Origin of the sequence: Collinsella aerofaciens (assembly GCF_001404695.1) — a bacterium.
Lineage (GTDB): Bacteria > Actinomycetota > Coriobacteriia > Coriobacteriales > Coriobacteriaceae > Collinsella > Collinsella aerofaciens_E.
The window spans coordinates 66,996-88,081 of sequence record NZ_CZAQ01000005.1 but is presented as its reverse complement, the minus strand read 5'-3'; the positions used below and the strand labels follow the sequence as shown (position 1 = coordinate 88,081).

General features: G+C 60.1%; 17 protein-coding genes and 1 riboswitch. Of the genes, 8 read left to right on the top strand and 9 right to left on the bottom strand.

Annotated features, from left to right (window positions below; genetic code table 11):
- Positions 1 to 205: 205 nt before the first annotated feature.
- Genes AQ996_RS02470 through thiM form a run of 3 tightly spaced genes read right to left on the bottom strand, consistent with a single transcriptional unit; the run spans position 206 to position 2,082 of the window.
- The gene (locus AQ996_RS02470) at positions 206 to 901 is read right to left on the bottom strand and encodes a thiamine phosphate synthase (RefSeq protein ID WP_055250741.1); all 696 of its coding nucleotides are present in this window, start codon (positions 899 to 901) and stop codon (positions 206 to 208) included.
- Entirely contained in the window at positions 898 to 1,239 is a 342-nt protein-coding gene (locus AQ996_RS02465; RefSeq protein WP_233541294.1) for a thiamine-binding protein, read from the bottom strand. The genes AQ996_RS02470 and AQ996_RS02465 overlap by 4 nt, the downstream gene beginning before the upstream one ends.
- A gap of 3 nt (positions 1,240 to 1,242) precedes the next feature.
- A complete protein-coding gene (thiM, locus tag AQ996_RS02460; RefSeq protein WP_055250739.1) occupies positions 1,243 to 2,082 on the bottom strand; it encodes a hydroxyethylthiazole kinase in 840 nt (279 codons plus the stop codon).
- Between the two features lie 51 nt (positions 2,083 to 2,133).
- A riboswitch (TPP riboswitch) is annotated at positions 2,134 to 2,244 on the bottom strand.
- A 161-nt stretch (positions 2,245 to 2,405) separates the two neighbouring features.
- On the opposite strand from thiM, the gene AQ996_RS02455 reads away from it, so the two are divergent.
- From AQ996_RS02455 to AQ996_RS02440, 4 genes are all read left to right on the top strand, one after another.
- Complete coding sequence (locus tag AQ996_RS02455) at positions 2,406 to 3,314, top strand: HAD-IIB family hydrolase (protein ID WP_055250737.1); 909 nt, start codon at positions 2,406 to 2,408, stop codon at positions 3,312 to 3,314.
- A 10-nt stretch (positions 3,315 to 3,324) separates the two neighbouring features.
- Positions 3,325 to 4,221 carry a LysR family transcriptional regulator gene (locus AQ996_RS02450; RefSeq protein WP_055250735.1) on the top strand — a complete coding sequence of 299 codons (897 nt, stop codon included), beginning with the start codon at positions 3,325 to 3,327 and terminating at the stop codon, positions 4,219 to 4,221.
- Between the two features lie 151 nt (positions 4,222 to 4,372).
- Positions 4,373 to 5,506: a 5-methyltetrahydropteroyltriglutamate--homocysteine S-methyltransferase gene (locus AQ996_RS02445; protein ID WP_055250733.1), complete on the top strand. Its 1,134-nt coding sequence runs from the start codon at positions 4,373 to 4,375 to the stop codon at positions 5,504 to 5,506.
- 122 nt (positions 5,507 to 5,628) lie between these two features.
- Complete coding sequence (locus AQ996_RS02440) at positions 5,629 to 6,963, top strand: uracil-xanthine permease family protein (protein ID WP_055250731.1); 1,335 nt, start codon at positions 5,629 to 5,631, stop codon at positions 6,961 to 6,963.
- 60 nt (positions 6,964 to 7,023) lie between these two features.
- Here AQ996_RS02440 and AQ996_RS02435 read toward each other — a convergent pair whose 3' ends face one another.
- From AQ996_RS02435 to AQ996_RS02420, 4 genes are all read right to left on the bottom strand, one after another.
- Positions 7,024 to 7,689: an alpha/beta hydrolase gene (locus AQ996_RS02435; RefSeq protein WP_055250729.1), complete on the bottom strand. Its 666-nt coding sequence runs from the start codon at positions 7,687 to 7,689 to the stop codon at positions 7,024 to 7,026.
- A gap of 205 nt (positions 7,690 to 7,894) precedes the next feature.
- The gene (locus AQ996_RS02430; RefSeq protein WP_055250728.1) at positions 7,895 to 9,664 is read right to left on the bottom strand and encodes a carbohydrate-binding domain-containing protein; all 1,770 of its coding nucleotides are present in this window, start codon (positions 9,662 to 9,664) and stop codon (positions 7,895 to 7,897) included.
- 271 nt (positions 9,665 to 9,935) lie between these two features.
- Positions 9,936 to 11,708: a carbohydrate-binding domain-containing protein gene (locus AQ996_RS02425; protein WP_055250725.1), complete on the bottom strand. Its 1,773-nt coding sequence runs from the start codon at positions 11,706 to 11,708 to the stop codon at positions 9,936 to 9,938.
- Between the two features lie 207 nt (positions 11,709 to 11,915).
- Positions 11,916 to 13,229 (bottom strand): NCS2 family permease, encoded by a 1,314-nt coding sequence (locus AQ996_RS02420; RefSeq protein WP_055250724.1) that lies wholly within the window; start codon positions 13,227 to 13,229, stop codon positions 11,916 to 11,918.
- Between the two features lie 193 nt (positions 13,230 to 13,422).
- On the opposite strand from AQ996_RS02420, the gene AQ996_RS02415 reads away from it, so the two are divergent.
- Together AQ996_RS02415 and bsh are read left to right on the top strand one after the other, a co-directional pair.
- Positions 13,423 to 13,842 carry a peptide deformylase gene (locus tag AQ996_RS02415; protein WP_055250721.1) on the top strand — a complete coding sequence of 140 codons (420 nt, stop codon included), beginning with the start codon at positions 13,423 to 13,425 and terminating at the stop codon, positions 13,840 to 13,842.
- A 131-nt stretch (positions 13,843 to 13,973) separates the two neighbouring features.
- Positions 13,974 to 14,939, top strand: coding sequence for a choloylglycine hydrolase (bsh, locus tag AQ996_RS02410; protein ID WP_055250720.1), 966 nt, complete (start codon positions 13,974 to 13,976; stop codon positions 14,937 to 14,939).
- A gap of 79 nt (positions 14,940 to 15,018) precedes the next feature.
- Here the strand turns inward: bsh and AQ996_RS02405 are convergent, their stop codons facing one another.
- Both AQ996_RS02405 and AQ996_RS02400 read right to left on the bottom strand, forming a co-directional pair.
- Positions 15,019 to 17,268 (bottom strand): KUP/HAK/KT family potassium transporter, encoded by a 2,250-nt coding sequence (locus AQ996_RS02405; protein WP_055250718.1) that lies wholly within the window; start codon positions 17,266 to 17,268, stop codon positions 15,019 to 15,021.
- A gap of 208 nt (positions 17,269 to 17,476) precedes the next feature.
- Positions 17,477 to 18,388, bottom strand: coding sequence for a DMT family transporter (locus AQ996_RS02400; RefSeq protein WP_055250716.1), 912 nt, complete (start codon positions 18,386 to 18,388; stop codon positions 17,477 to 17,479).
- Between the two features lie 118 nt (positions 18,389 to 18,506).
- On the opposite strand from AQ996_RS02400, the gene AQ996_RS02395 reads away from it, so the two are divergent.
- Positions 18,507 to 19,364, top strand: coding sequence for a LysR family transcriptional regulator (locus AQ996_RS02395; RefSeq protein WP_055250714.1), 858 nt, complete (start codon positions 18,507 to 18,509; stop codon positions 19,362 to 19,364).
- Between the two features lie 201 nt (positions 19,365 to 19,565).
- Complete coding sequence (locus AQ996_RS02390) at positions 19,566 to 21,047, top strand: aminotransferase class I/II-fold pyridoxal phosphate-dependent enzyme (RefSeq protein WP_082435486.1); 1,482 nt, start codon at positions 19,566 to 19,568, stop codon at positions 21,045 to 21,047.
- The last annotated feature ends 39 nt before the right edge of the window (positions 21,048 to 21,086 follow it).

The window sequence follows — 21,086 nt, the reverse complement described above, 5'->3', positions numbered from 1 at the left end:
AACTCCCAGAGAATCCCCTCGCGCTCCTCTTTCGTATACATCGGACTCCCTCCTGGACCCAGATTGGGTCCGAGATTTTGTCCGAGGTCCCCGGTTTCCCGTTAAGTCTCTATATGGAAAGCGCATCCCAGAATGGGTGTCCAAACTGGGATGCGCTTTCCATTGCTGAAGATATGAAGCTGCAAATCGGCTGCTCGACTTATGCTTATGCCTGCTGCCAGGTATCGACGAGCTCCTTGGCTGCGGCGTGGGGGTCGTCGGCGCTGCAGACGGCGCTCACTACGAAAAAGCCGTCGACGCCAGTGGCCTTGAGCTGCGGTAGGTCGGCCGTCTTGACGCCGCCGCCCACCACGATGGGCACGGGGCTTGCCGCGTGGAGTGCGGCCAGGTCCTCAAAGCTCTTGGTGATGATAGAGCCGTCGGCCGCGCGTCCGCAGTCGCGCTTGGTCTCGGTCTCGTGGAGTGGGCCGATGCCCAGGTAATCGACCAAACTCATGTCGGCGGTCTTGACGTACTCGAGCATTTCCTCGCAGCGGGCCGAAAGGCCCACGATGGCATCGGGGCCCAGCAGCTTGCGACAGACCTCGACGGGAATATCGCTCTGACCCACGTGCACGCCGTCGACAGCAATACCCTGCTCGCGCGCGGCAAGCACACAGTCCAGACGGTCGTCGATGAGCAAGGCGACCTGACCGGTCTTGCCGGCCCGTGCGATTGCCTGCGCGGCGTCGCCGGTCAGCGCGATGATCTCGCGGGCACTTGCCACCTTGGAGCGCACCTGGATGCAGGTAAAGCCGGCGTCGAGTGCCTGGGCCACCACATCGCCCACGGGGCGTCCGAGGGTGTTTTCGGGGCCGAGCACCAGATAGGCCGAGATATCAAGGTTGTCGCGGATGCTCATCGTGCTTCCTCCTGCTTTTTGATTTGTGCTTCCATGCGCTCGAGTTTGCCGGTCATGGTGTCGGTAAATCCGGGTCGAATATCGGCTTTGAGCGCGACTTCGGTGCGGATGCCCTTGCTCGCCAACACAAAGGTCGCGTCGCGTACGACCTGCATGACCTCGTCCCAGTCGCCCTCGATCTCGGTGAACATCGAGGTGGTGCGGTTGGGAAGACCGCTCTCGCGAATGACGCGCACGACCTCGGCGACCTCGGCGGACAGCTCATCGCCGGTGCCGCATGGGGCGATGGCCACGGCGACGAGCGTGTTCATGCCGGCATTGGTTGCGGGCTCGGACATGGCTTATGCCTCCTCGAGCTCGAGTTGGTTATCGGCGATGTCCTGGGCGGTTGCGCGATAGAGCTCGTCGATAAAGGCGACCTTAAAGCTTGCCGGGGCATCGGCGACAGCGGCGGCACGCGTGCCGGCAACGTTGTAGACGGCGGTGCTACAGATGGCTGCCGTAAACGGATCGGCAGCGCAGGCGTACACAGCCAGCACACCGCCCTGCGAACAACCGCAGCCGGTGATCTTGGACATGAGCGGGCTGCCGCCGTAGGACTTGGCTACCGTCGTGCCGTCGGTGATCAGGTCGACTTCGCCCGAGACCACTACGGCGCCGCCGGTGTAGCGAGCGAGCGCCACAGCGGCATCGCGGGCGGCGTCGACCGTGTCGGTGGTATCGACACCGCGCACGCGGCTCAGATCGGCTGCCTCGCCCTCAAGACCCCACAGGCCGGCGAGCGCGATGATCTCGGAGGCGTTGCCGCGCACGATGGCGGGCTTGTACTGCTTGAGTTCGTTTACCAGCTGGGTGCGCAGGCTACCGATGCCCAGACCCACCGGATCGAGCACCCAGGGCTTGCCGGCGTCGTGTGCCGCCTTGGCCGCGCGGGGAATCGTCTGTTCGTAGATGGGGAAGAGCGTGCCCATGTTGAGATAGATGGCGCCGCCGCCGGCAACGAGCGCCTCGCCCTCGTCGGGCAGATAGACCATGGCGGCCGAACCGCCCACGGCGAGCTGCGCGTTGGCGACAAAGTCGATCGTCACCGTGTTGGTGATGGAGCCGGCCATCGGATTGGTGGCGCGAATCTCCTCCACGGCCTTGACCATATGTTGCTTAAGCTGTTCCGAATCAATCACTGCACATGCCTCCTTGGCATAGAAAAGGGGCGCTGTGCATAGACAGCGCCCCTGTAAAGGCGGCATGCTCCCTACGCCAGCATTAACTGACAGGTTCAAAGGATTGGGCCCTATGCCCTCTCAGCCTTGTGGTTTGCACCGCCGGCACTCCCGCATCGAATCTGTTGTTCCCTATACTAGCGCACCTGCCAAAAAGGGACAGATTTATTTTGGCAGGTGGCGACAGGGGCGCTGCATTTTCCCAGATAAAACCTGCCAAAATAAACCTGTCCCTTATTGGTAGGTCGTTACAATGGTTACGGTGAAAATGACTGGGGGACTCTATGATCAAACTTGTGCTGACCGATATGGACGATACGCTGATTCCAGCTGGGCATGACGGCGCCAGCGACTATGCCATCGAGGGCATTCATGCCATGCAGGCGGCGGGTCTGCATTTTGGCCCGGTTTCGGGCCGTCAGCCGTCCGCGATGGGCTGGATGTTCAATAATCGTACCGAGTGTTTTTCGACCGGCGCATTCTGCAACGGCCAGGTTATGTTTGTCGATGGCGAAGTGGTTGCCTCGCGCGCGACCGATAACGATGCGCTCATGCGTCTTGCCGCCTATCTGGAAGAAGAAACCGACGATACGTATCTGAAGGTCTACAGCTTAGGCGATAACTTTTGGAATAACGATGCCTATTGCGTGACGCGCGATTCCGAGCGCGTACGCCGCGCCATGGAGTCGGGCGGCAACGCGTGGCTCAAGGGCGAAGAGGCTCCCTGTCGTCCTGTCGTTGACGATGCCCCGGTATACAAGGCGAATATCTGGAGTGCCCGTTCGCGCGAGGGGCTCGCCGAGCTGCGCGAGCGTGTTGCCGCCGAGGTGCCGGAGCTCTCGCTCGTGTTTCCCAACAACCGCGTTCGCCTGTTCGACGTTCTTCCGACCGGCTGGGACAAGGGCTGTGCTGCGCTGGAGCTGGCGCGCGCTTTGGGCCTGACGCCCGACGAGGTGGCCGTATTTGGCGATTCCGATAACGATTTGCCCATGATCGATGCCGTTCCCAATTCCGTTGCAGTCGCCAATGCCAACGAGGCCGTCACGGCTGCCGCGCGCTGGCATATCGGCGCTGCGGCAGATGATGCGGTTGCCGGGGCTCTGCATCAGATTGCCGCCTGCGCCGCGACGGGGGAGATGCCGTCGTTTATGCGTCAGGTGGACGCGACGGGTCTTGGCATCACGAACGTCTAGGGAGAAGGCTATGAAGCTTCAGCAGCTAAGGTATGTCGTCAAAGTTGCCGAATGTGGCAGCATCACCGAGGCATCGCGCCGGCTCTTTGTGTCGCAACCTTCGATTACCGCGTCGATCCGCGATCTCGAAAACGAGATGGGTGTGCATATCTTTGAGCGCACTAACAAGGGCGTCGTTGTGTCCGAGGAAGGCGAGACCTTCTTGGGCTATGCGCGCCAGGTGCTCGACCAGGCCGACCTGCTCGAGGGCAAGTACAAGGGCGCATCCGAGCAGGTGCCGCACTTTAGTGTGAGCTGCCAGCATTATTCCTTTGCCGTCAACGCGTTTGTCGACGTGATCCGCGAGTTCGATGCCGCGCGCTATGACTTTACCCTGCGCGAGGAGCAGACTCACGAGATTATCGAGGACGTCGTGCATATGAAAAGCGAACTGGGCATCCTGTACCTGTCCGAGCACAACCGCGAGGTTATCGAGCGCATGCTTACTGCCAATGAGCTGGTGTTTGAGGGGCTCTTTTGCGCCGCGCCGCACGTCTTTGTATGCGCCGACCATCCGCTGGCGGCCCGCTCCAGTGTGACGCTCGAGGACTTGGAAGACTACCCGTTCCTGTCCTACGAGCAGGGCAGCTACAACTCGTTTTACTATTCCGAGGAACTGACCTCGACGTTTGAGCGTCGCAAGAATATCCGTGTGCGCGACCGTGCGACGCTGTTCAACCTTGTCATGGGCCTCAACGGCTACACGGTGTGTTCGGGTGTGATTAGCCACGAGCTCAATGGTCCCGGTATTATCTCGATTCCGCTCGATGTGGACGAATACATGGAGATCGGCATCATCACGCGTAAGAACACGACGCTCACGCGCTATGGGCAGGCCTATATCGACGCGATTCGTCAGCATATCTAGTTTGTTATGTTTGCCGTACGCATGATGCTTAGCGGCGCGTATTGGTATAGTCATTCCCTATGGCAAACAGAAAATAACTCATATTTTACGATGGCTATTTGAGCCCTCATACTTTGTCTCGTTAAAGCATCCACGCAAAAAGGAGATCAGTATGACTAATTCCGCCCAGCTCAAAGCGCCGTTTCGTGCCGATATCGTCGGCAGCTTTCTTCGTCCGCAGGCCGTAAAGGACGCACGCGCCGCCTACGCCACGGGCACGCTCGATGCTGTCGGCCTAAAGTCCGTCGAGGATGAGGCCATTCGCGACTTGGTGGCCAAGCAAAAGGCCGCCGGTCTGCAGGTGATCACCGACGGCGAATTCCGCCGCAGCTACTGGCACCTCGATTTTATGTGGGGCCTCAACGGCATTGAGCGCCGTACCTCGCGTACGGGCTATATGTTCCACGATGAGGAGACCACGGCCGATACCGCGGTGGTGACCGGTCCCATCAGCGGCGAGAATCATCCGTTCGTCGAGCATTTTAAGTTTGTCAAGGCGCTCGAGGGCGAGGGGCAGGTTGCGCGCCAAACTATCCCGGCGCCGATCCAGACGTTCTCTGAGGTCACGCTCGATCGTTGCGATGGTCAGCAGGAGAGCCTGCGCGCCGTCTATGAGACCGACGAGGAGCTTGCCGACGCCATCGCGGCGGCCTATCGCACGGTGATCGCCGACCTCTATGCCGCCGGTTGCCGCAATATTCAGTTTGACGACTGCACCTGGGGTATTTACTGCGATACCGACTTTGTGGCTAAGACCGGCATGAGCCCGGTCGATCTGCAAAAGGTGAGCGAGCTGGGCGTGGCGCTCAACAATGCCGCCATCGCGGGCAAGCCCGATGATCTGGTTATCAACACGCACGTATGCCGCGGCAACTACCACTCCACCTATGCCTTTGAAGGCGGCTACGACCCCATTGCGCCGTATCTGTTTGCGCATGAGGACGTTGACGCATTCTACCTGGAGTTCGACACGCCGCGCGCCGGCGGCTTTGAGCCACTCAAGCATGTCGCCCCGGGCAAGAAGGTGGTGCTGGGCCTGGTGACCACCAAGGCCGCAGAGCTCGAGGACGAGGACGTCATCGTCGAGCGTATTCACGAGGCTGCAAAGTATGTTCCGCTCGAGAACCTGTACCTCTCTCCCCAGTGTGGCTTTGCCAGCTGCGAGATTGGCAACAAACTGACCGAGGACGAGCAATGGGCAAAGATCGCGCTGGTCAAGCGCATTGCCGAGCGCGTTTGGAAGTAGTGCCGCCGTTCGCGGGGGCGGCGCGTGCGAGACGTTGCGTATCGCGTACAATGGTTCGGATCGTATCGTTCGGGCAGGTTATCCGATATGCCCGGGCGCCCTTCCATTATGAAAGGACATCCATGTCCCAATCCTCGACGCCCGCCGTCGCCGATGTCATCTACGATGCGTCGTCGCTCGGTCGCCCGCGCATGTTTCTGCTCGGCCTGCAGCACCTGTTTGCCATGTTCGGCGCCACCGTACTGGTGCCTGTGCTCACCGGCCTCTCGGTCTCGGCGACGCTTTTGTTTGCCGGCTTGGGCACGCTGCTCTTCCACTTCCTGTCGCGTGGCAAGGTGCCTGCGTTTTTGGGATCATCGTTTGCCTTTATTGCGGGTTATGCCGCCATCGCGCCCAACGGCGAGGCCGAGCTTTTGCCCTACGCCTGCCTGGGCGTAGCTTGCGCCGGTCTGCTCTATCCGGTGCTGGCGGCACTGTTCCGCGCTTTTGGCGCCAAGCGCGTTATGCGCTTCTTTCCGCCGGTGGTGACCGGCCCCATCGTCATTTCCATCGGCCTGATCTTGGCAAGCTCTGCCATCGCTAATTGCCAGACCAACTGGCTTGTTGCCGTTGTCGCCGTTGCCGTTATCGTGATTTGCAACATTTGGGGTCGCGGTATGGTCAAGATCGTGCCGATTTTGCTGGGCGTTGTGGTGAGCTATGCCGTTGCGGCTGCGCTGGGCGAGGTCGACTTCTCTGGCGTCGCAGCCGCTCCCTGGGTTGGCTTGCCCATCGTGTGGGACAACACCGTGTTTGCGCTCTTTGGGCCTCAGTTCGATAGCGGTCTTGCCACCACGGCCATCATCACCATTATGCCGCTGGCCTTTGCGACCATGATCGAGCATATCGGTGACATCTCGGCTATTGGCTCCACTTGCGAGCGTAACTACATCGCCGATCCTGGCCTGCATCGCACGCTGCTCGGCGACGGCCTTGCCACGATCCTGGCTTCGCTCTTTGGCGCTCCGGCCAACACCACGTATGGTGAGAACACCGGCGTGCTTGCCCTGACGCGTGTGTTTGACCCGCGCGTGATTCGCATTGCCGCGTGCTGCGCCATCGTGCTTTCGTTCTGCCCCAAGTTCGCGGCTGTCATTGCGGCCATGCCGGCGTGTGTAATCGGCGGTGTGTCGCTCGTGCTCTATGGCATGATCAGCGCCGTGGGCGTTCGCAACCTTATCGAGAATCAGGTTGATTTCCAGAACAACCGCAATGTGCTGGTGGCGGCTCTGGTGCTGGTGCTTTCACTCGGCATTGCGTACAGCACTGCCGGAGCTATCGTGTTGGAGCTGGGCGGCGTGACGATTTCACTTTCGGGCCTTGCCGTGGGCTCGCTGGTGGGCATTGTGCTCAACGCCATTCTGCCCGGTAATGACTTTGAGTTCGATACTTCCGAGCTTGAGGAGACTGCTGAATAGTAGCTGCGTTCAGCCAAATTAAAAATGGCGTCCATGCGTATGTACGCGTGGACGCCATTTTTAATGCGTCAGTATCCAGTGGATGCCGCGCGCCATGCGCAGATCGGTCTGGGCAAAGTGATTGCCGGGGTTGAGCTCCAACGCCGTTGGAACGTCACGCTCGATAAACAGCTCTTCCATCGCGCGCGTATCGTCGAGCACGTGCCGCATCATGCGGTTGGGCGTCTTGGTTTCCTTTTTACCGAGCGAAAGATAGGCGGCGTCGGGCGTAGCTGTCATCGTGCGCTCGCGCGCGTAGTCGATAAAGCCGGGGAACCACAGCGACCCCGACGCACTCGCCGCGCGCTCAAAGACATCTGTTTGCCAAAGTGCCCACAGTGCAAAAAGACCCGCCAACGAGTAGCCGGCAACGCCGCGCCAGGCGGGCGGTTGCGGGAGCGATGATTCGGCCTGGGGGATTATCTGCTTCAACAACTCGTCAAGAAAACCAGCGGCCTGTCCGCCAAAGGGCTCGGCATCTCGTATAGTTCCGTCGCATTCCCAGGGGCTCAGCTCTCGATTCCAATCGAGCCCTCCAATGGCGACAAGGGTGAACGGCGGGCAGTCGAGCTCTCGGCAGCGCTCGTAGACTTCATTACCGTCGCCCATAACCACGGGGAGGTAAATGACGGGCGCGCTTTCGACATGCTTTGAATGAACGGTTATCTGCTTTTGTCGCGCTTCCATGACGGGCTTCTCTCGGCGTTGTGATATCGACGGCCACCATTGTCGCACGCCGGCTTATGCTGGTTGGGCCGCATCAAAAACAATCGTGCGCGCCCTGAGGACGCAAATGAGAAACGCCACCGCCGGAGGGGAGCTCGGCGGTGGCGTTGTTAGACGGTGTTCGCGCTAGGGGCCTTTGCGGGCGACGTCATGCGCGCAAGGGAGTCTACGAGCGCTTGCGGATCACCACGGCGCCCGCGGCGATGGCGGCTGTTCCCGCAAGGGCGGCCGCCACGATGGCTGCGCCCGAGGCGTCGCCGGTCGCCGCGAGGGTACCGGTGGTCTTGGCCTTCGTGGTTGCAACCGCAACGGTCTTGGTCGTCTTTGCGCCCTCGGGCTTGGGGTCCTGCTTGGACTCCGCGGGCTTGGTCTCGTCGGGCTTGGGCCCCTCCGGCTTGGCTACCTCGGGAGGTGCGATGGTCGTGCTCTTGGCGACCGCTTTGATATAGAGGGAGTCGACCGTGGTGTCGCCCGTGCCGATGGTTTGGCCTGCCTCGTAGATGCCGTCACGGAGCTTGCGATAGTCAATGACCTTGCCGCCTTCAGGCGTCAGGATGGTGGAGCCTTCGATTTCGATGGTGCCGATTGCCTTGCCGTCCGCGCTCATGGCACGGGCAAAGATTGCCGCTGTATCTCCTTCGGCCGTTACCTTGCTGCGGATGATCGAGATGACTGCGGGTGTGACGCCCTCGCTGGTCTGGACAATGATGCCGATGTTCTCGCATTGGGGCTCGGGGCTCGTCTCGCCATCTTGGTTTTCGCTGTAGGGGGTGGGGCCGTCGCCGTTCTCGACATAGCGGGCTATGGCCTTGACAACGGAGTCGCTGATGTAGACGTGGCCACCCTTCTCGTTGGGTCGATCGTTTCTGGTGGAGAATGCAGCCGAAACCTCGCCTTCCGCAAACGCGTCCACGGTGGAGCCGTTCTTGACGACGATGTCGTCCTGGTAGGTGAAGAGGGCGATGGCGCCACCGTATCTGCCTTTACCTGCACGGACCGTCACGTTTGCATGATCGAGGGTGATGCCCTTGTGGGCATAGACGCCATATTCAACACCGTTTACGTTGAGGGAGGCGTTTGTGGCTGCGAGGCCGCCCTTGGCCTCGACGGCAGCGTCTTTCTCGGAGCTTGCCTTGACCTGGCTGCCGTCCGAGATGTTGATATTGCCGCCGCTCCAAAGGGCCTCACCATCAGCTGAGCTTGCCTCGACCGTCCCGCCACCCTTGATGGTGAGGTTCTTGTCGGTTCCAATACCCTTGTCCTCGGTAGCCCTGGCGGTGACGGCTCCGCTGTCGTCAATCGTGATATTGCCGTTTGCCCTGATGCCATCCGATGCACCCGTGGCGTTGACGTTGCCCGAACCTTTGATAGCGAGATCACCCCCGGCATTGATGGCATCAAACCCAGTGCTCGTGGCGTTGACGGATCCGGCTCCGTCGATGTTGATATTACCCGTGGAGAGGATAGCGTCCTCAGTAGATGTCACGCTGAGCGTGCTGCCCGCGTCGCCTTGGATATTGAGCTCGGCATTCTCGTTAGTGCCATGAGAAACGTTGATGCTTTCGATCCATTCGGCAGTGACGATGTTGGTTCCCGAGTAATTCACGTTGAGCTTGCCTGCGGCCTGGATCTCGCCGCCGTTATAGTTGTTGAGCTTCAAGTCGTCGGCGCCGTCCCACGACCAGGTACCGGCCTCGTCGCTCGCCGCGGTGTTGTACTTGTTGCCGCCGACCTTGACCCATTCCGCTGCGAGCGAGACGCTCGGCATGAGCAGCGAGCTCACCGTGAGCGCGCACACGGCGCCCGCGACGATGCGGCGCGTCACGCGGCGCCAGCTGCCGTGCGCGAGTCCTATGCGACGGCGAACGTCGGGTTCGGCAACATGGGTTCCGGCGGTAGTGTCATTGCGTTTGGGGGTCGTGAACAAGGCTGCCATGGTTGCTCCCGTTCTCATAGGGCCTATACGACTAGATTCAGCGTATCTGCTGGATGTTGCCGGCGGTAGTGCCGTTTGGAGGGCAAAATGGCCAAAATGGGGGAGAAATAGGCCGCACGCCGGCGCAGGGACCGGCGCTAAAAGAAAAGCGCGGGGCCGCATGGCGACTCCGCGCTTTATTGTTCAGTTTTTGCAGCCTTGCCCTTACGCCACGAAGAAGTAGACGAGGAAGGCAAGGGCCGCGATCCACCCGTCCTGTGCGAAAAAGTGTTTACGAGCGCTTGCGGCTCACCACGGCGCCCGCGGCGATGGCGGCTGTTCCCGCAAGGGCGGCTGCCACGATGGCTGCGCTCGAGGCGTCGCCGGTTGCCGCGAGGATGCCGGTGGTTTTGGCTCCCGTGGCTGCAGCTGCAACGGTCTTGGTCGTCTTCGTGCCCTCGGACTTGGAACCCTCGGGCTTGGTCTCGCCTGGCTTCTCCTCGGGTTTGATCTCCTCGGGAGGCGCGATGACCGTGCTCTTGGCGACAGCTTCGTTATAGGGGGAGTCGATCACGTCGTCGCCCGTGCCGATGGTTTGACCCACCTCGTAGAAGATGCCGTCGTCGCGTTCTTCCTTGTTGCGATAGCCAATGATCTTGCCGCCTGTGGGCGTCTGGATGGGAGCGCCTTCGATCTCGATGGTGCCGATTGTCTCGCCGTCCGCGCTCGTGGCAAGGGCGAAGATTGCCGCCGTGTCTCCCTCAGCTGTGACCTTACTGCGGACAATCGAGATGGTCGCGGGCGTGATGCCCTTCTCGGTCTGCGCGAAGATGCCGATGTTCAGGCCCTCGGACTCAGGGATGATTTCGTCGTTTTGGTCTCCACTGTAGTGGTCGGGGCCGTCGCCGCCGGTCTCGGCATAGCGGGCTATGGCCTTGACAACGGAGTCGCTGATGTAGATATGGCCACCCGCTTCGTCGGAGTAGAAATTACTGGTGGAGATTGCAACCGAGAACCTGCCTTCTGCGAGCGCATCCACAGCCGAGCCGTTCTTGATGACGACGTCGTCCTCATCGGTGAAGAGTGCGCTGGCTTCCCCGCCATCTGAGCTTGCGCGGACCGTCACGGTCGCGCCATCGAGCGTGATGCCCTTGTAGACATAGATGCCATACCCAACGCCACTTGCGTTGAGGGAAGCGTTCGTGACCGTGAGGCTGTTTTTACCGTCGATGGCGGCGTCTTCCTCGGAGCTTGCCTTGACCTGGCTGCCACCCGAGATCTCGATGTTGCCGTCGGCCCAAATCGCATTGTCTTTGATAGAGCTTGCCTCTACCTTGCCGCCGCCCTTTATGATGAGGTTCTCGTTAGCATCGATACCCTGATCGTCGGTGGCCTTGGCGGTGACGGTTCCGCTGTTGTCGATCGTGATGTTGCCGTCGGCCCTGACGCCATCCGAATCGCCCGTGGCATTAACGTTTCCCGAGCCCTTGATGGTGACATCGCCCCCGGCATCGATGGCATCGTGCTCGGTGCTCGTGGCGTTGACAGTGCCGGCGCCGTCGATGTTGATGTTGCCGACGGAAGTGATGGCGTCACGAGAAGATGTCACGTTGAGCGTGCTGGACGCGTCGCCCTGAATATTAAGCTCGGCGTTCTCGTTCGCGCCATCCTTAGCCTTGATGCCGCGGCCGTTGTCGTTAGTGACGGTGTTGTTGCCCTCGTAGCTCACGTTGAGCTTGCCCGCTGCCTCGATCGCGCCGCCGTTATAGCCGTTGAGCTTCATATCGTCGGCGCCGTCCCAGCTCCAGGTGCCGGCGGCGTCGCCCGCCGCGGTGCCGGCGTTGTACTGGGTGCCGCCGACGTCCACCCACTCGGCCGCGAGCGAGACGCTCGGCATGAGCAGCGAGCTTACCGTAAGCGCGCATACGGCGCCTACAACGATGCGGCGTGTCACGCGGCGCCAGCTGCCGTGCGCGAGCAGCGTGCGACGGTGCACGTCGGGCTCGACAAAATGGGCTCCTGAGGTTTTATCATTGCGCTTGGGGGTCGTGAACAAGGCGGCCATGGTTACTCCCATCCTCATAGGGCCTATGCGATTACGCCCAGCATATCTGCAGGATGTAGCCGGCGGTAGTGCCGTTTGGAGGGCAAAATGTCCAAAACTTGGGAGGCAATACATCGCGCGTCCGTGCGGTGCCTGGCTTTAAAAGAAAAGCGCGGAGCCGCTCGATGCGACTCCGCGCTTTGGTGTTCTGCTTTGGCAGCTTTGCCGTTACGCTACAAAGAAGTAGACGAGGAAGGCAAGGGCTGCGATCCACATGAGCGGCTTGATCTTGGAGGCCTCGCCCTTAAAGAGCGCGACGATCACGTAGGCGATAAAGCCCAGGCCAATGCCGGCAGAGATGGAGTAGGTGAAGGGCACGCCGGCGACGATCATGAACGCCGGGAAGCCCTGCGACACGTCGGACCAGTCGATCTCGGAGGCCTCGCTCATCATGAGGTAGCCGACGTAGACCAGAGCACCGCAGGTGGCGGCGCTGGAAACGACGGTGACGATGGGGGAGAAGAACGCGGCGAGAATGAACAGCACGCCGGTGGTGACGGAGGTGAGGCCCGTGCGGCCACCGTCGGCAGCGCCAGAGGTGGACTCGACGAAGGTGGTGATGGAGGAGACGCCCATAAAGCCACCGGCAGCAGCGGCCACGGAGTCGACGACAAGGATGGGACGGATGTCCTCGACATTGCCGTCCTCGGTCAGGAACTCTCCCTGCTTGGCGACGGCCATCGCGGTGCCCATGGTGTCGAAGAAGTCGCTCATGAGCAGCGAGAAGGCAACGACGAGCAGCATCGGGTCGGTCAGGACCTTCACGATGGCAAGGTTGCCGTCGGCAGTGCTGGCAAACGGGGCGCCGAAGGTCGAGAAGTCGAGCGGTGCGATGAGGCCCTCGGGCGCATGGGTGACGCCCAGCGGGATTCCGGCGATAACGGCGACGATGATGCCGATGAGCAGCGAGCCCGGCACGTTGCGGGAAGCCAGGGCAACCGTCACGACGATGGAGATGATGCCGACGATAAAGGTGGGGGAGGCGATGTCGCCCAGGCCGACGAGCGTACCGGCGCCAGCGGTGATGATGCCGGCGTCGCACAGGCCGATCATGGCGATAAACAGGCCCAGACCCACCGAGATGGCGTGGCGCAGGACCACGGGGATGGCGTCCATGATGGCCTCGCGCAGGCCGCACAGGACGAGCAGCAAGATGACGATACCCTCGAGGAAGATAACGCTCATGGCCACGTGCCAGTCGCCGCCGCACATGGTGGTGGCGATGCCCGCGATCATGGCGTTGATGCCCAGACCCGACGCGCAGGCGAGCGGGCGGTTGGCGAAGATGCCCATGCAGATGGTCATGATGCCGGCGCCCAGGCAGGTGGCGCAGGCGAGCGCTCCCGCATCGATGCCAGCGCCCGAGAGCACTGCGGGGTTGACGGCGATGATGTAGGCCATCGCCAGGAATGTTGTCAGTCCAGCGCGAAGTTCGGTCCCGATTGTGGACTTGCGCTCACTGACGTGAAAAAGTTCGTCCATGCATACCCTTTCCTTGTTCGGCCCCGAGTTTAGGCCGATTGACACGAACTCACTTACTATATCGTCTTTACAACCTTGCTGTTCCTCGCATGTTGATGTTCGGCGCTTTGTAACAGACGGACGGTATTTATCGCATGAAAATGTGTGGGTACCGTATACTTAAGCGGTTACAACGACCCCTATGGAGGAACGTATGATTAAAGAGCTTTGCCACGACGAGGCTATCCTGTCCCAGCGTTGCGAGGTTGCGACCGTCGAGGACGAGTCGGTTGCTCAGGACCTGATCGATACCATCAAGTCGCTCGACGATGCCGGCTGCCTTGCCGCTAACCAGATTGGCGTTACCAAGAAGGTCTGCGTCTACCTGGACGACGCCGGCGAGCCCCACGTGCTCTACAACCCCCGTCTGGTGTTTGGCCTGGGCGCCAGCAAGATGGAGGAGAGCTGCCTGACGCACGAGGAGGTCACCAAGTCCACGCGCTATATCAAGTGCAAGGTTGCCTTTGACCAGATCGTCGACGGCAAGATGCGCGAGCGCAAGCAGGACTTTGTGGGCTTCGAGGCGCAGATGATCCAGCATATGATCGATCACTGTCTTGGCAAGCTTGTCTAGGGCGACCACAGCACCGCACTTCGTCGTTTTTGGTCCGGGCGTGACATTGTTGTCATGTCCGGGCTTTTGTGTTTAGCGCCTTTTTGTTTGGTGACAATGAACTTAGCAAGAACGTAAAGCTAGGAGGCGCTATGTGTACGAGCATTCGATTTACCGATAATTCCGGCAACATGTATCTGGGCCGCAACCTCGACTGGAGCTTTGACTACGGCCAACAGGTTCGCGTGATGCCGCGCGGGTTTCACATTCCGTATTCGTTTATCGACGACACGACAGCGGCACACGCGGTGATCGGTATGTGCATCGATTACAAGAACTACCCTATGTTCTTCGATTGCGGCAACGATGCGGGCCTCGCCGTGGCGGGACTCAACTTTCCCGGCTATGCCGAGTATGCTGAGGGCCCGGTTGATGGCAAGACCAATATCGCGGCCTATGAGTTTCCCCTGTGGGTGGCAGCGACGTTCTCGACGGTCGATGAGGTCGAGGCCGCGCTGCGCGACACGGTGATTGTCGCCAAATCTGCCGGAGAGGGGCTGGGCGTGTCACTGCTCCATTGGATTATCGGCGACAGCCAGCGCAGCATCGTGGTCGAGATGATGGCTGACGGCCTGCATGTATACGACGATCCGGTCGACACCCTTGCCAATCAGCCGACCTTCCCGTGGCATATGGAAAACCTACGCACCTATATCACCGCCACAAGCGATTTTCCGCAGACGGCGACATGGCGTGGCGCCGAGCTCAAGCCCTATGGAGCCGGTGCCGGCATGCGCGGCATTCCGGGCGATTGCTATTCGCCGAGCCGTTTTGTAAAGGCGGCGTACCTCAATGCCAATTACCCGCAAAAGGAGAGCGAGACCGAAAACGTCGTTCGCATGTTCCGCTCGCTCGAGGGCGTGGTGATGATCGAGGGAGCGTCCAGGATGGGCGATGGCAAGTTCGAGAAGACTATCTACACCGGATGCTTTAGCGCGCGCACGGGCAATTATTACTACGCGATGTATGGGGATCCGTCGATTCGCTACGTGAGCCTGATGGATGCCGAGGGCGCGAGCCCCGATAGGCTCGTGGTTCCCGAGCCGCGTCGTTCGTAGCCGATAGCTTTACCGCAATGCAAAGCGGCCCTGCATCTCCCGTGAGGTGCAGGGCCGCTGTCGTTGATTTGTGACGTCGCTAGAAGTTGGCGTCGTTGAGCTGTTCGTTCTCGAGGCCGTCGAGCTGTTGCTGTTCGGGCGTATCGGCGACGCTCTCGAGCAACTCGGTGGGGTCGACGTTCATGTCCCTACCGGCTTCGTTGCCGTTGACCAAGTCGTCCGAGAAGATGTCGACTTCCATTTCCTCGGCCTCTTCAATCTGAACCTCGAGCGGCACCTGGGTGCGCACGAGCTTAACGGCCGGGCGCATGCGGGCAAACAGCGGCACGTACTCGATGATGATGGCAGAGTTCTCGAGACCGTACCAGCGCGCCGGGCTTCCGCAAGCGCGGCGGACGGCGTACTTGATGGCCATCACGCGGTGGTCATTGCGGTTGATGTCCGTTTCGGGGGCAAGCATCTTGCGCAGCATGCAAAAACGGAAGTCGCCCACGTTGCCGCGCGTCTCGTAGATGGAGTAGGTGTGGTGCTGCGGCGGCAACTCACCCGAGGCCATCAGGTCGCCAACGATCTGGCGCAGGTAGGCGTTGATGCGCTGATTGACCTTAAAGCCCAGGTCCAAGCGCACGCGGAACAGGAAGTCTGTGCCAAAGGTCTCAACGGAATACTCGTGCGTATAGGGCTCGTCGGTAACGTGTACGTTGATGAACCAGTATGCCTTGGCGCGCTTGGGATGTTTGTCCAGGATGGAATAGAGCACGTCGCGGTCGAGCGTGAGCGGGTCGGGGCTGTTGGTGAGGAACACCAGATTGTCGGCGAGCACGGGGTAGGTCTCGTCATTGCGCAGGCGGTTGAGCTGGTCGATGTACTTGGAGACGGGCAGCAGAATCGTCTGCGTGCGCTCGATGGCGGTGCCGCGACGCCACACATACATAAGGCCGAGCAGCAGTGCGGCCAGGAAGATCATGACGTAGCCGCCGTCAAAGAACATGGTGAGGCACGAAGCGAAGAAGCACAGCTCAATGGCACCAAAGAGCAGGGCAAAGATGCAGGCGCCCAGCTTGTGCTTGAGGATGCCGGCGATATAGCTCGTCAGCAGCGTGGTGGTCATGAGCATGGTCACGGTGATGGCGAGGCCATAGGCGCTTTCCATGCGCTCGGAGTTCTGGAACAACAGCACGATGAAGATGCAGCCGACCCACATGATGTTGTTGACGAGCGGAATATAGAGCTGACCCTTGGTGTCGCTGGGGTAGTGGATGCGTAGGTGCGGCATAAGGTTGAGGCGCGTTGCCTCGGATACCAGCGAGAACGAGCCGGTGATGAGCGCCTGCGAGGCGATGATGGCCGCCACGGCCGAAAGCACAATGGCAAAGGGGCGCAGGGGCTCGGGAAGCATCATATAGAACGGGTTAACGATATCCATCGCGAGCATCTGGGGGTTGGAGTTATTGGCGAGTAGCCAAGCTCCCTGACCCAGATAGTTGAGGATAAGGGCCGCCTTAACAAATGGCCAGGATGCATAGATGTTTGCCTTGCCCACGTGGCCCATGTCCGAGTAGAGTGCCTCGGCACCGGTTGTCGACAGGAAGACAAAGCCGAGCACCATAATGCCCGAATGGTTGATGGGCGAGAACAGGAACATAATGCCGCGGATGGGGTTGAGCGCGCGCAAGATGGACAGGTTGCCGAGCATGTTGAACAGACCGGCGCCTGCCAGGAACAGGAACCACAGCGTCATGAGCGGGCCGAAGAGCTTGCCGATTGACGAGGTGCCGGCGCGCTGCATGGCAAATAGGCCGCAGATAATGATGATTGTGATGATGATGACGTTGGTCTGGCCGTCGCCCAGCAGCGCATGGCCCCATTCGATGGTGCGCAGACCCTCGATGGCTGTGGTGACCGTGACCGCGGGGGTGAGGATGCCGTCGGCGAGCAGTGCCGCGCCGCCGATCATGGCAGGTAGGATCAGCCATGGTGCCACTTTTCGCACCAGGCTAAACAGGGCGAAGATGCCGCCTTCGTTGTGGTTGTCGGCCTTCATGGCGATTACCACGTACTTGACCGTGGTCACGAGCGTCATGGTCCAGATGACGAGCGAAAGCGCGCCCAGGATCATGTCCTCGCTGACGGTACCGATGCCGCCGTTGTTGGCGACGATTGATTTCATGGTGTACATGGGGCTCGTGCCGATGTCACCATAGACGACGCCGAGCGTTACGAGCAGCATGCCAGCGGAGAGGGGGATGGCTCCGTGCCCGCCTTGCCCGTGCTGGTCTTGGAGGTTTGCCTCCAGTTTATTGTGTGCCACGAGGACTCCCTTAGACATCCGGTTATCTGTCTAGGACAAAAAACTTTATGCCGTCTTTATACATACAAGAGCAGTTTGGCACATCGGGGTGTTTTAGACAATAATCCCCATCTGGGGATTATTCACGTACGCAGGTAGCATTTCAAAGCAGGGGCATATCCGCTGAATGGCTTGCTGCAATGTGATAACCGCGGATGCGTCCCTGCTTTGAGCTGAAGAGGGGCTTTTAGGCGCGTGCCGCTTGGGCGATGCTTGCTTTGGTGTCTGCGCGTTTGCCGGCGACTTCGCAAAAGATCGCGCCGCCGATGATCAACGCGGCGCCCATGAGGCGGATGGGCGTTATGGTCTCGCCCAAAAGGGCAACGGAGAACACGACGGCCGAAAGCGGCTCAAGGTAGCCGACGACCGCGACGGTCTGGACGGGCAGCTTGGCGACGGCACTAAAGTAGAGCAGGCAACCGATGCCGGTGTTGACGACGCCGAGCATGGCGACGGCGCGCCAATCGATGCCGGCGGCAATGCTTGGGGAGAGGAGCGAGGGGGCACCTTGCGTGAAGAGCGTAAGGATCAACGCGGTTACAAAGGCGGCACTCACCTGGAGCGTGGAGTTCTCGAGGCCTTCGATGTGCGGCGCGCCCTTGCTAGCGATGACCATCAGCGCATAGCAAAATGCGGAGGCGATGCCGCACACGATGCCTGCGATGGGCATATTGCCGCCTAGACCTTGTGCCGCAATGAGAAAGGCGCCGCAGGCAACGGCGATAAACCCGGCGATTTTGCCGCCGGTCAGCTTTTCGCCAAAAATGAGCGGGGAGAGGGCCATAACGATGATGGGGCCGCAGTAATACAACAGCGAGGAGATGCCAACGCCGATCGTCTGATAGGCGCGGAACAGGAAAATCCAGCTGGCGCCCAGCGCGGCGCCCGAGACGATGAGCGCTGCGGCCTCGCGGGGGCGAGACGGAGCCTGCAGGTTATGGCGCTTGGTTATGAAGAGGATGGCGGCAAGGGTGAGAGTGCCCAAAAACGTGCGCAACAGTACGATATCGGAGCTCGGCAGCGCGATGGCAGCGGCGATGATGCCGTTGGAGCCAAACAATAGCAATGCTGCTAAGTACGTAAACAGTCCGTTGTTCATGTGCTGACATCCCCTCTATATCCGAGCATGTTCACTATGGGTGAGGTGGCTTTAGAAGAAAAGCGAATATAATGCATGGATAACATGACAAAAACTCATGTAAAGGTGGAGGGGTGTCGTGGAAACGAATATTCAAAAGATGCGAGTGCTGCTCGAGACGGTGCGTGCTGGCAGCTTTACGCGCGCTGCAGAGCGGCTGAGCTATTCGCAGTCGGGCGTGAGTCGCATGGTAGGCGACCTTGAGACCGATTGGGGTTTTAAGGTGCTCGACCGCAGCCGCGAGGGCGTGGTGCTTTCTGCCGATGGGCGGCAGATCATGCCGGCGGTTGAGGCACTCTGCGAGGAGTTTGGCCGCCTGCAGCGACATGTGGACGAGATGCGGGGGCTCATGCGCGGCAAGATCTGCATCGGTACGTTTTCGAGTGTGGCAACCCATGTACTGCCGCCGGTGATCGCGCGGTTTCGCGCTGATCACCCGGATGTCGATTACGAGCTTCTGATGGGTGATTACTCCGAGATTGAGCAATGGGTGGCGGAAGGCCGCTGCGACCTGGGCTTTATTCCACGCGAGCCATGCGGCGCCGGCATGGCGTCGCGGCCGTTGGTGCAAGACGAGCTGATGGCCGTGGTGCCAGCGGACTCCTCGCTTGCCACCGCGGAGGTCGTTTCTCTTGCCGATTTAGCCAACGAGCAGTTTATTCTGCTGGAACGGGGTACCGATGATGAGATTACGCCGCTATTCCGTCGGGCGGGGCTGTCAGTGCGCTCAAAACTGTCGACTTGGGATGACTATGCGATTATGGCCATGGTCGAGGACGGTCTGGGCGTGAGCATTCTTCCGGCGCTCATCTTGCGGCGCTGCCAGTTCGATGTTGCCGTGCGCCCGCTCGAGGGGCATCCCCATCGGCAGATCAACGCGATATATCGCACGGCTGACGTTTCGCTTGCCGCCGCTCGATTCCTTGAATACCTCTAAAAGCGCGTACCTGTTGTCCACTTTTGGACAATTCTCGGGGCTCGGTACATTTTCTTGTGAAATTGAACTTCCGGATAATGCGCCGCGCTATACTGCTTGCTAAATTGAACCTTGGTTCAATTCGTGTTCTATAAATTGAACTTTGCCAGCAAGGAGGTTCTAGTGGCCCAAGAGACGTTTAGCGATCGCCTGCGACAGGCTATGTCCGATCGCGACGTTCGCCAGTCGGACGTAATCCGCGCATCGGAGATGCTCGGCAAAAAACTCGGCAAGAGTCAGATGAGCCAATATGTGAGCGGCAAGACGATCCCGCGGCGCGATGTGGCAGAGCTGCTCGCCCGCATTTTGGAGGTCGATGTTACCTGGCTGCTTGCCGGTGGCGCCGATCAAGGCGAGACGTCCTCGTCCCATAACGTTGCCAAATCCGAACCTAGCCCCACGGCTCAAATTCCAAGGAGCGCCACCATGCGTACTTTTTCTAAATCCACCAAACTCGATAACGTCCTGTATGACGTGCGCGGTCCCGTCGTCGACGAGGCTGCCCGTATGGAGGATGAGGGCGAGCGCATCCTCAAGCTCAATATCGGCAACCCGGCGCCCTTCGGTTTCCGCACACCCGATGAGGTCATCAAGGACATGCGCCAGCAGCTGCCCGACTGCGAAGGCTATTCCAACTCGCGTGGCCTGTTCTCCGCGCGCAAGGCGATCATGCAGTATTCGCAGATTAAGGGCCTGCCCAATGTTCAGATGGAGCACATCTACACGGGCAACGGCGTGTCCGAGCTCATTCAGCTTTCGATGAACGCGCTGCTCGACAACGGCGACGAGATTCTGATCCCCAGCCCCGACTACCCGCTGTGGACGGCGTGCGCAACCCTTGCCGGTGGACATCCCGTGCACTATCTATGCGATGAGCAGGCGGATTGGTATCCCGACCTGGAGGATATGGAGTCCAAGATCACGAGCGCGACCAAGGCCCTCGTCATCATCAACCCCAACAACCCCACGGGCTCTGTCTATCCGCGCGAGGTGCTCGAGGGCATCGTCGAGGTTGCGCGCAGGCACCAGCTCATGATCTTTGCCGATGAGATCTACGACCGCCTGTGCATGGACGGCTACGAGCACGTCTCGATTGCCTCGCTCGCCCCCGATCTGCCCTGCGTTACCTTTAGCGGTCTGTCCAAGTCGCACATGATTGCGGGCTATCGCATTGGCTGGATGGTGCTTTCGGGCAACCAGCGCTGCATGAGCGACTTTATCATGGGCATCAATATGCTCTCCAACATGCGCCTGTGCTCCAACGTGCCGGCTCAGTCGATCGTTCAGACGGCGCTCGGCGGACACCAGTCCGTCAACGATTACATCCGCCCCGGCGGTCGTGTCTACGAGCAGCGCAACTTTGTGTATGAGGCGCTCAACAAGATCGACGGCATCTCGGTGGTTAAGCCGCGCGCGGCGTTCTATATCTTCCCCAAGATGGATGTTAAAAAGTTCAATATCACCGATGACGAGCAGTTTGCCCTCGACCTGCTGCACGAGAAGAAGATCCTGATCACGCGCGGCGGCGGCTTTAACTGGGCTGAGCCCGACCACTTCCGCATCGTGTACCTGCCGCGCATGGAAGTGCTCAAAGAGTCGCTCGAAGACCTCGCCGACTTCTTCGACCATTACCGTCAATCGTAGGGGATAGAAACTCCGCACAATGAAAAGCTCCCTGCAGTT

Coding starts and splice junctions, on each gene's coding strand:
- AQ996_RS02470 (WP_055250741.1), bottom strand. CDS start 901: ATGAGCATCCGCGACAACCTTGATATCTCGGCCTATCTGGTGCTCGGC.
- AQ996_RS02465 (WP_233541294.1), bottom strand. CDS start 1,239: ATGTCCGAGCCCGCAACCAATGCCGGCATGAACACGCTCGTCGCCGTG.
- AQ996_RS02455 (WP_055250737.1), top strand. CDS start 2,406: ATGATCAAACTTGTGCTGACCGATATGGACGATACGCTGATTCCAGCT.
- AQ996_RS02450 (WP_055250735.1), top strand. CDS start 3,325: ATGAAGCTTCAGCAGCTAAGGTATGTCGTCAAAGTTGCCGAATGTGGC.
- AQ996_RS02445 (WP_055250733.1), top strand. CDS start 4,373: ATGACTAATTCCGCCCAGCTCAAAGCGCCGTTTCGTGCCGATATCGTC.
- AQ996_RS02440 (WP_055250731.1), top strand. CDS start 5,629: ATGTCCCAATCCTCGACGCCCGCCGTCGCCGATGTCATCTACGATGCG.
- AQ996_RS02435 (WP_055250729.1), bottom strand. CDS start 7,689: ATGGAAGCGCGACAAAAGCAGATAACCGTTCATTCAAAGCATGTCGAA.
- AQ996_RS02430 (WP_055250728.1), bottom strand. CDS start 9,664: ATGGCAGCCTTGTTCACGACCCCCAAACGCAATGACACTACCGCCGGA.
- AQ996_RS02425 (WP_055250725.1), bottom strand. CDS start 11,708: ATGGCCGCCTTGTTCACGACCCCCAAGCGCAATGATAAAACCTCAGGA.
- AQ996_RS02420 (WP_055250724.1), bottom strand. CDS start 13,229: ATGGACGAACTTTTTCACGTCAGTGAGCGCAAGTCCACAATCGGGACC.
- AQ996_RS02415 (WP_055250721.1), top strand. CDS start 13,423: ATGATTAAAGAGCTTTGCCACGACGAGGCTATCCTGTCCCAGCGTTGC.
- bsh (WP_055250720.1), top strand. CDS start 13,974: ATGTGTACGAGCATTCGATTTACCGATAATTCCGGCAACATGTATCTG.
- AQ996_RS02405 (WP_055250718.1), bottom strand. CDS start 17,268: ATGTCTAAGGGAGTCCTCGTGGCACACAATAAACTGGAGGCAAACCTC.
- AQ996_RS02400 (WP_055250716.1), bottom strand. CDS start 18,388: ATGAACAACGGACTGTTTACGTACTTAGCAGCATTGCTATTGTTTGGC.
- AQ996_RS02390 (WP_082435486.1), top strand. CDS start 19,566: ATGTCCGATCGCGACGTTCGCCAGTCGGACGTAATCCGCGCATCGGAG.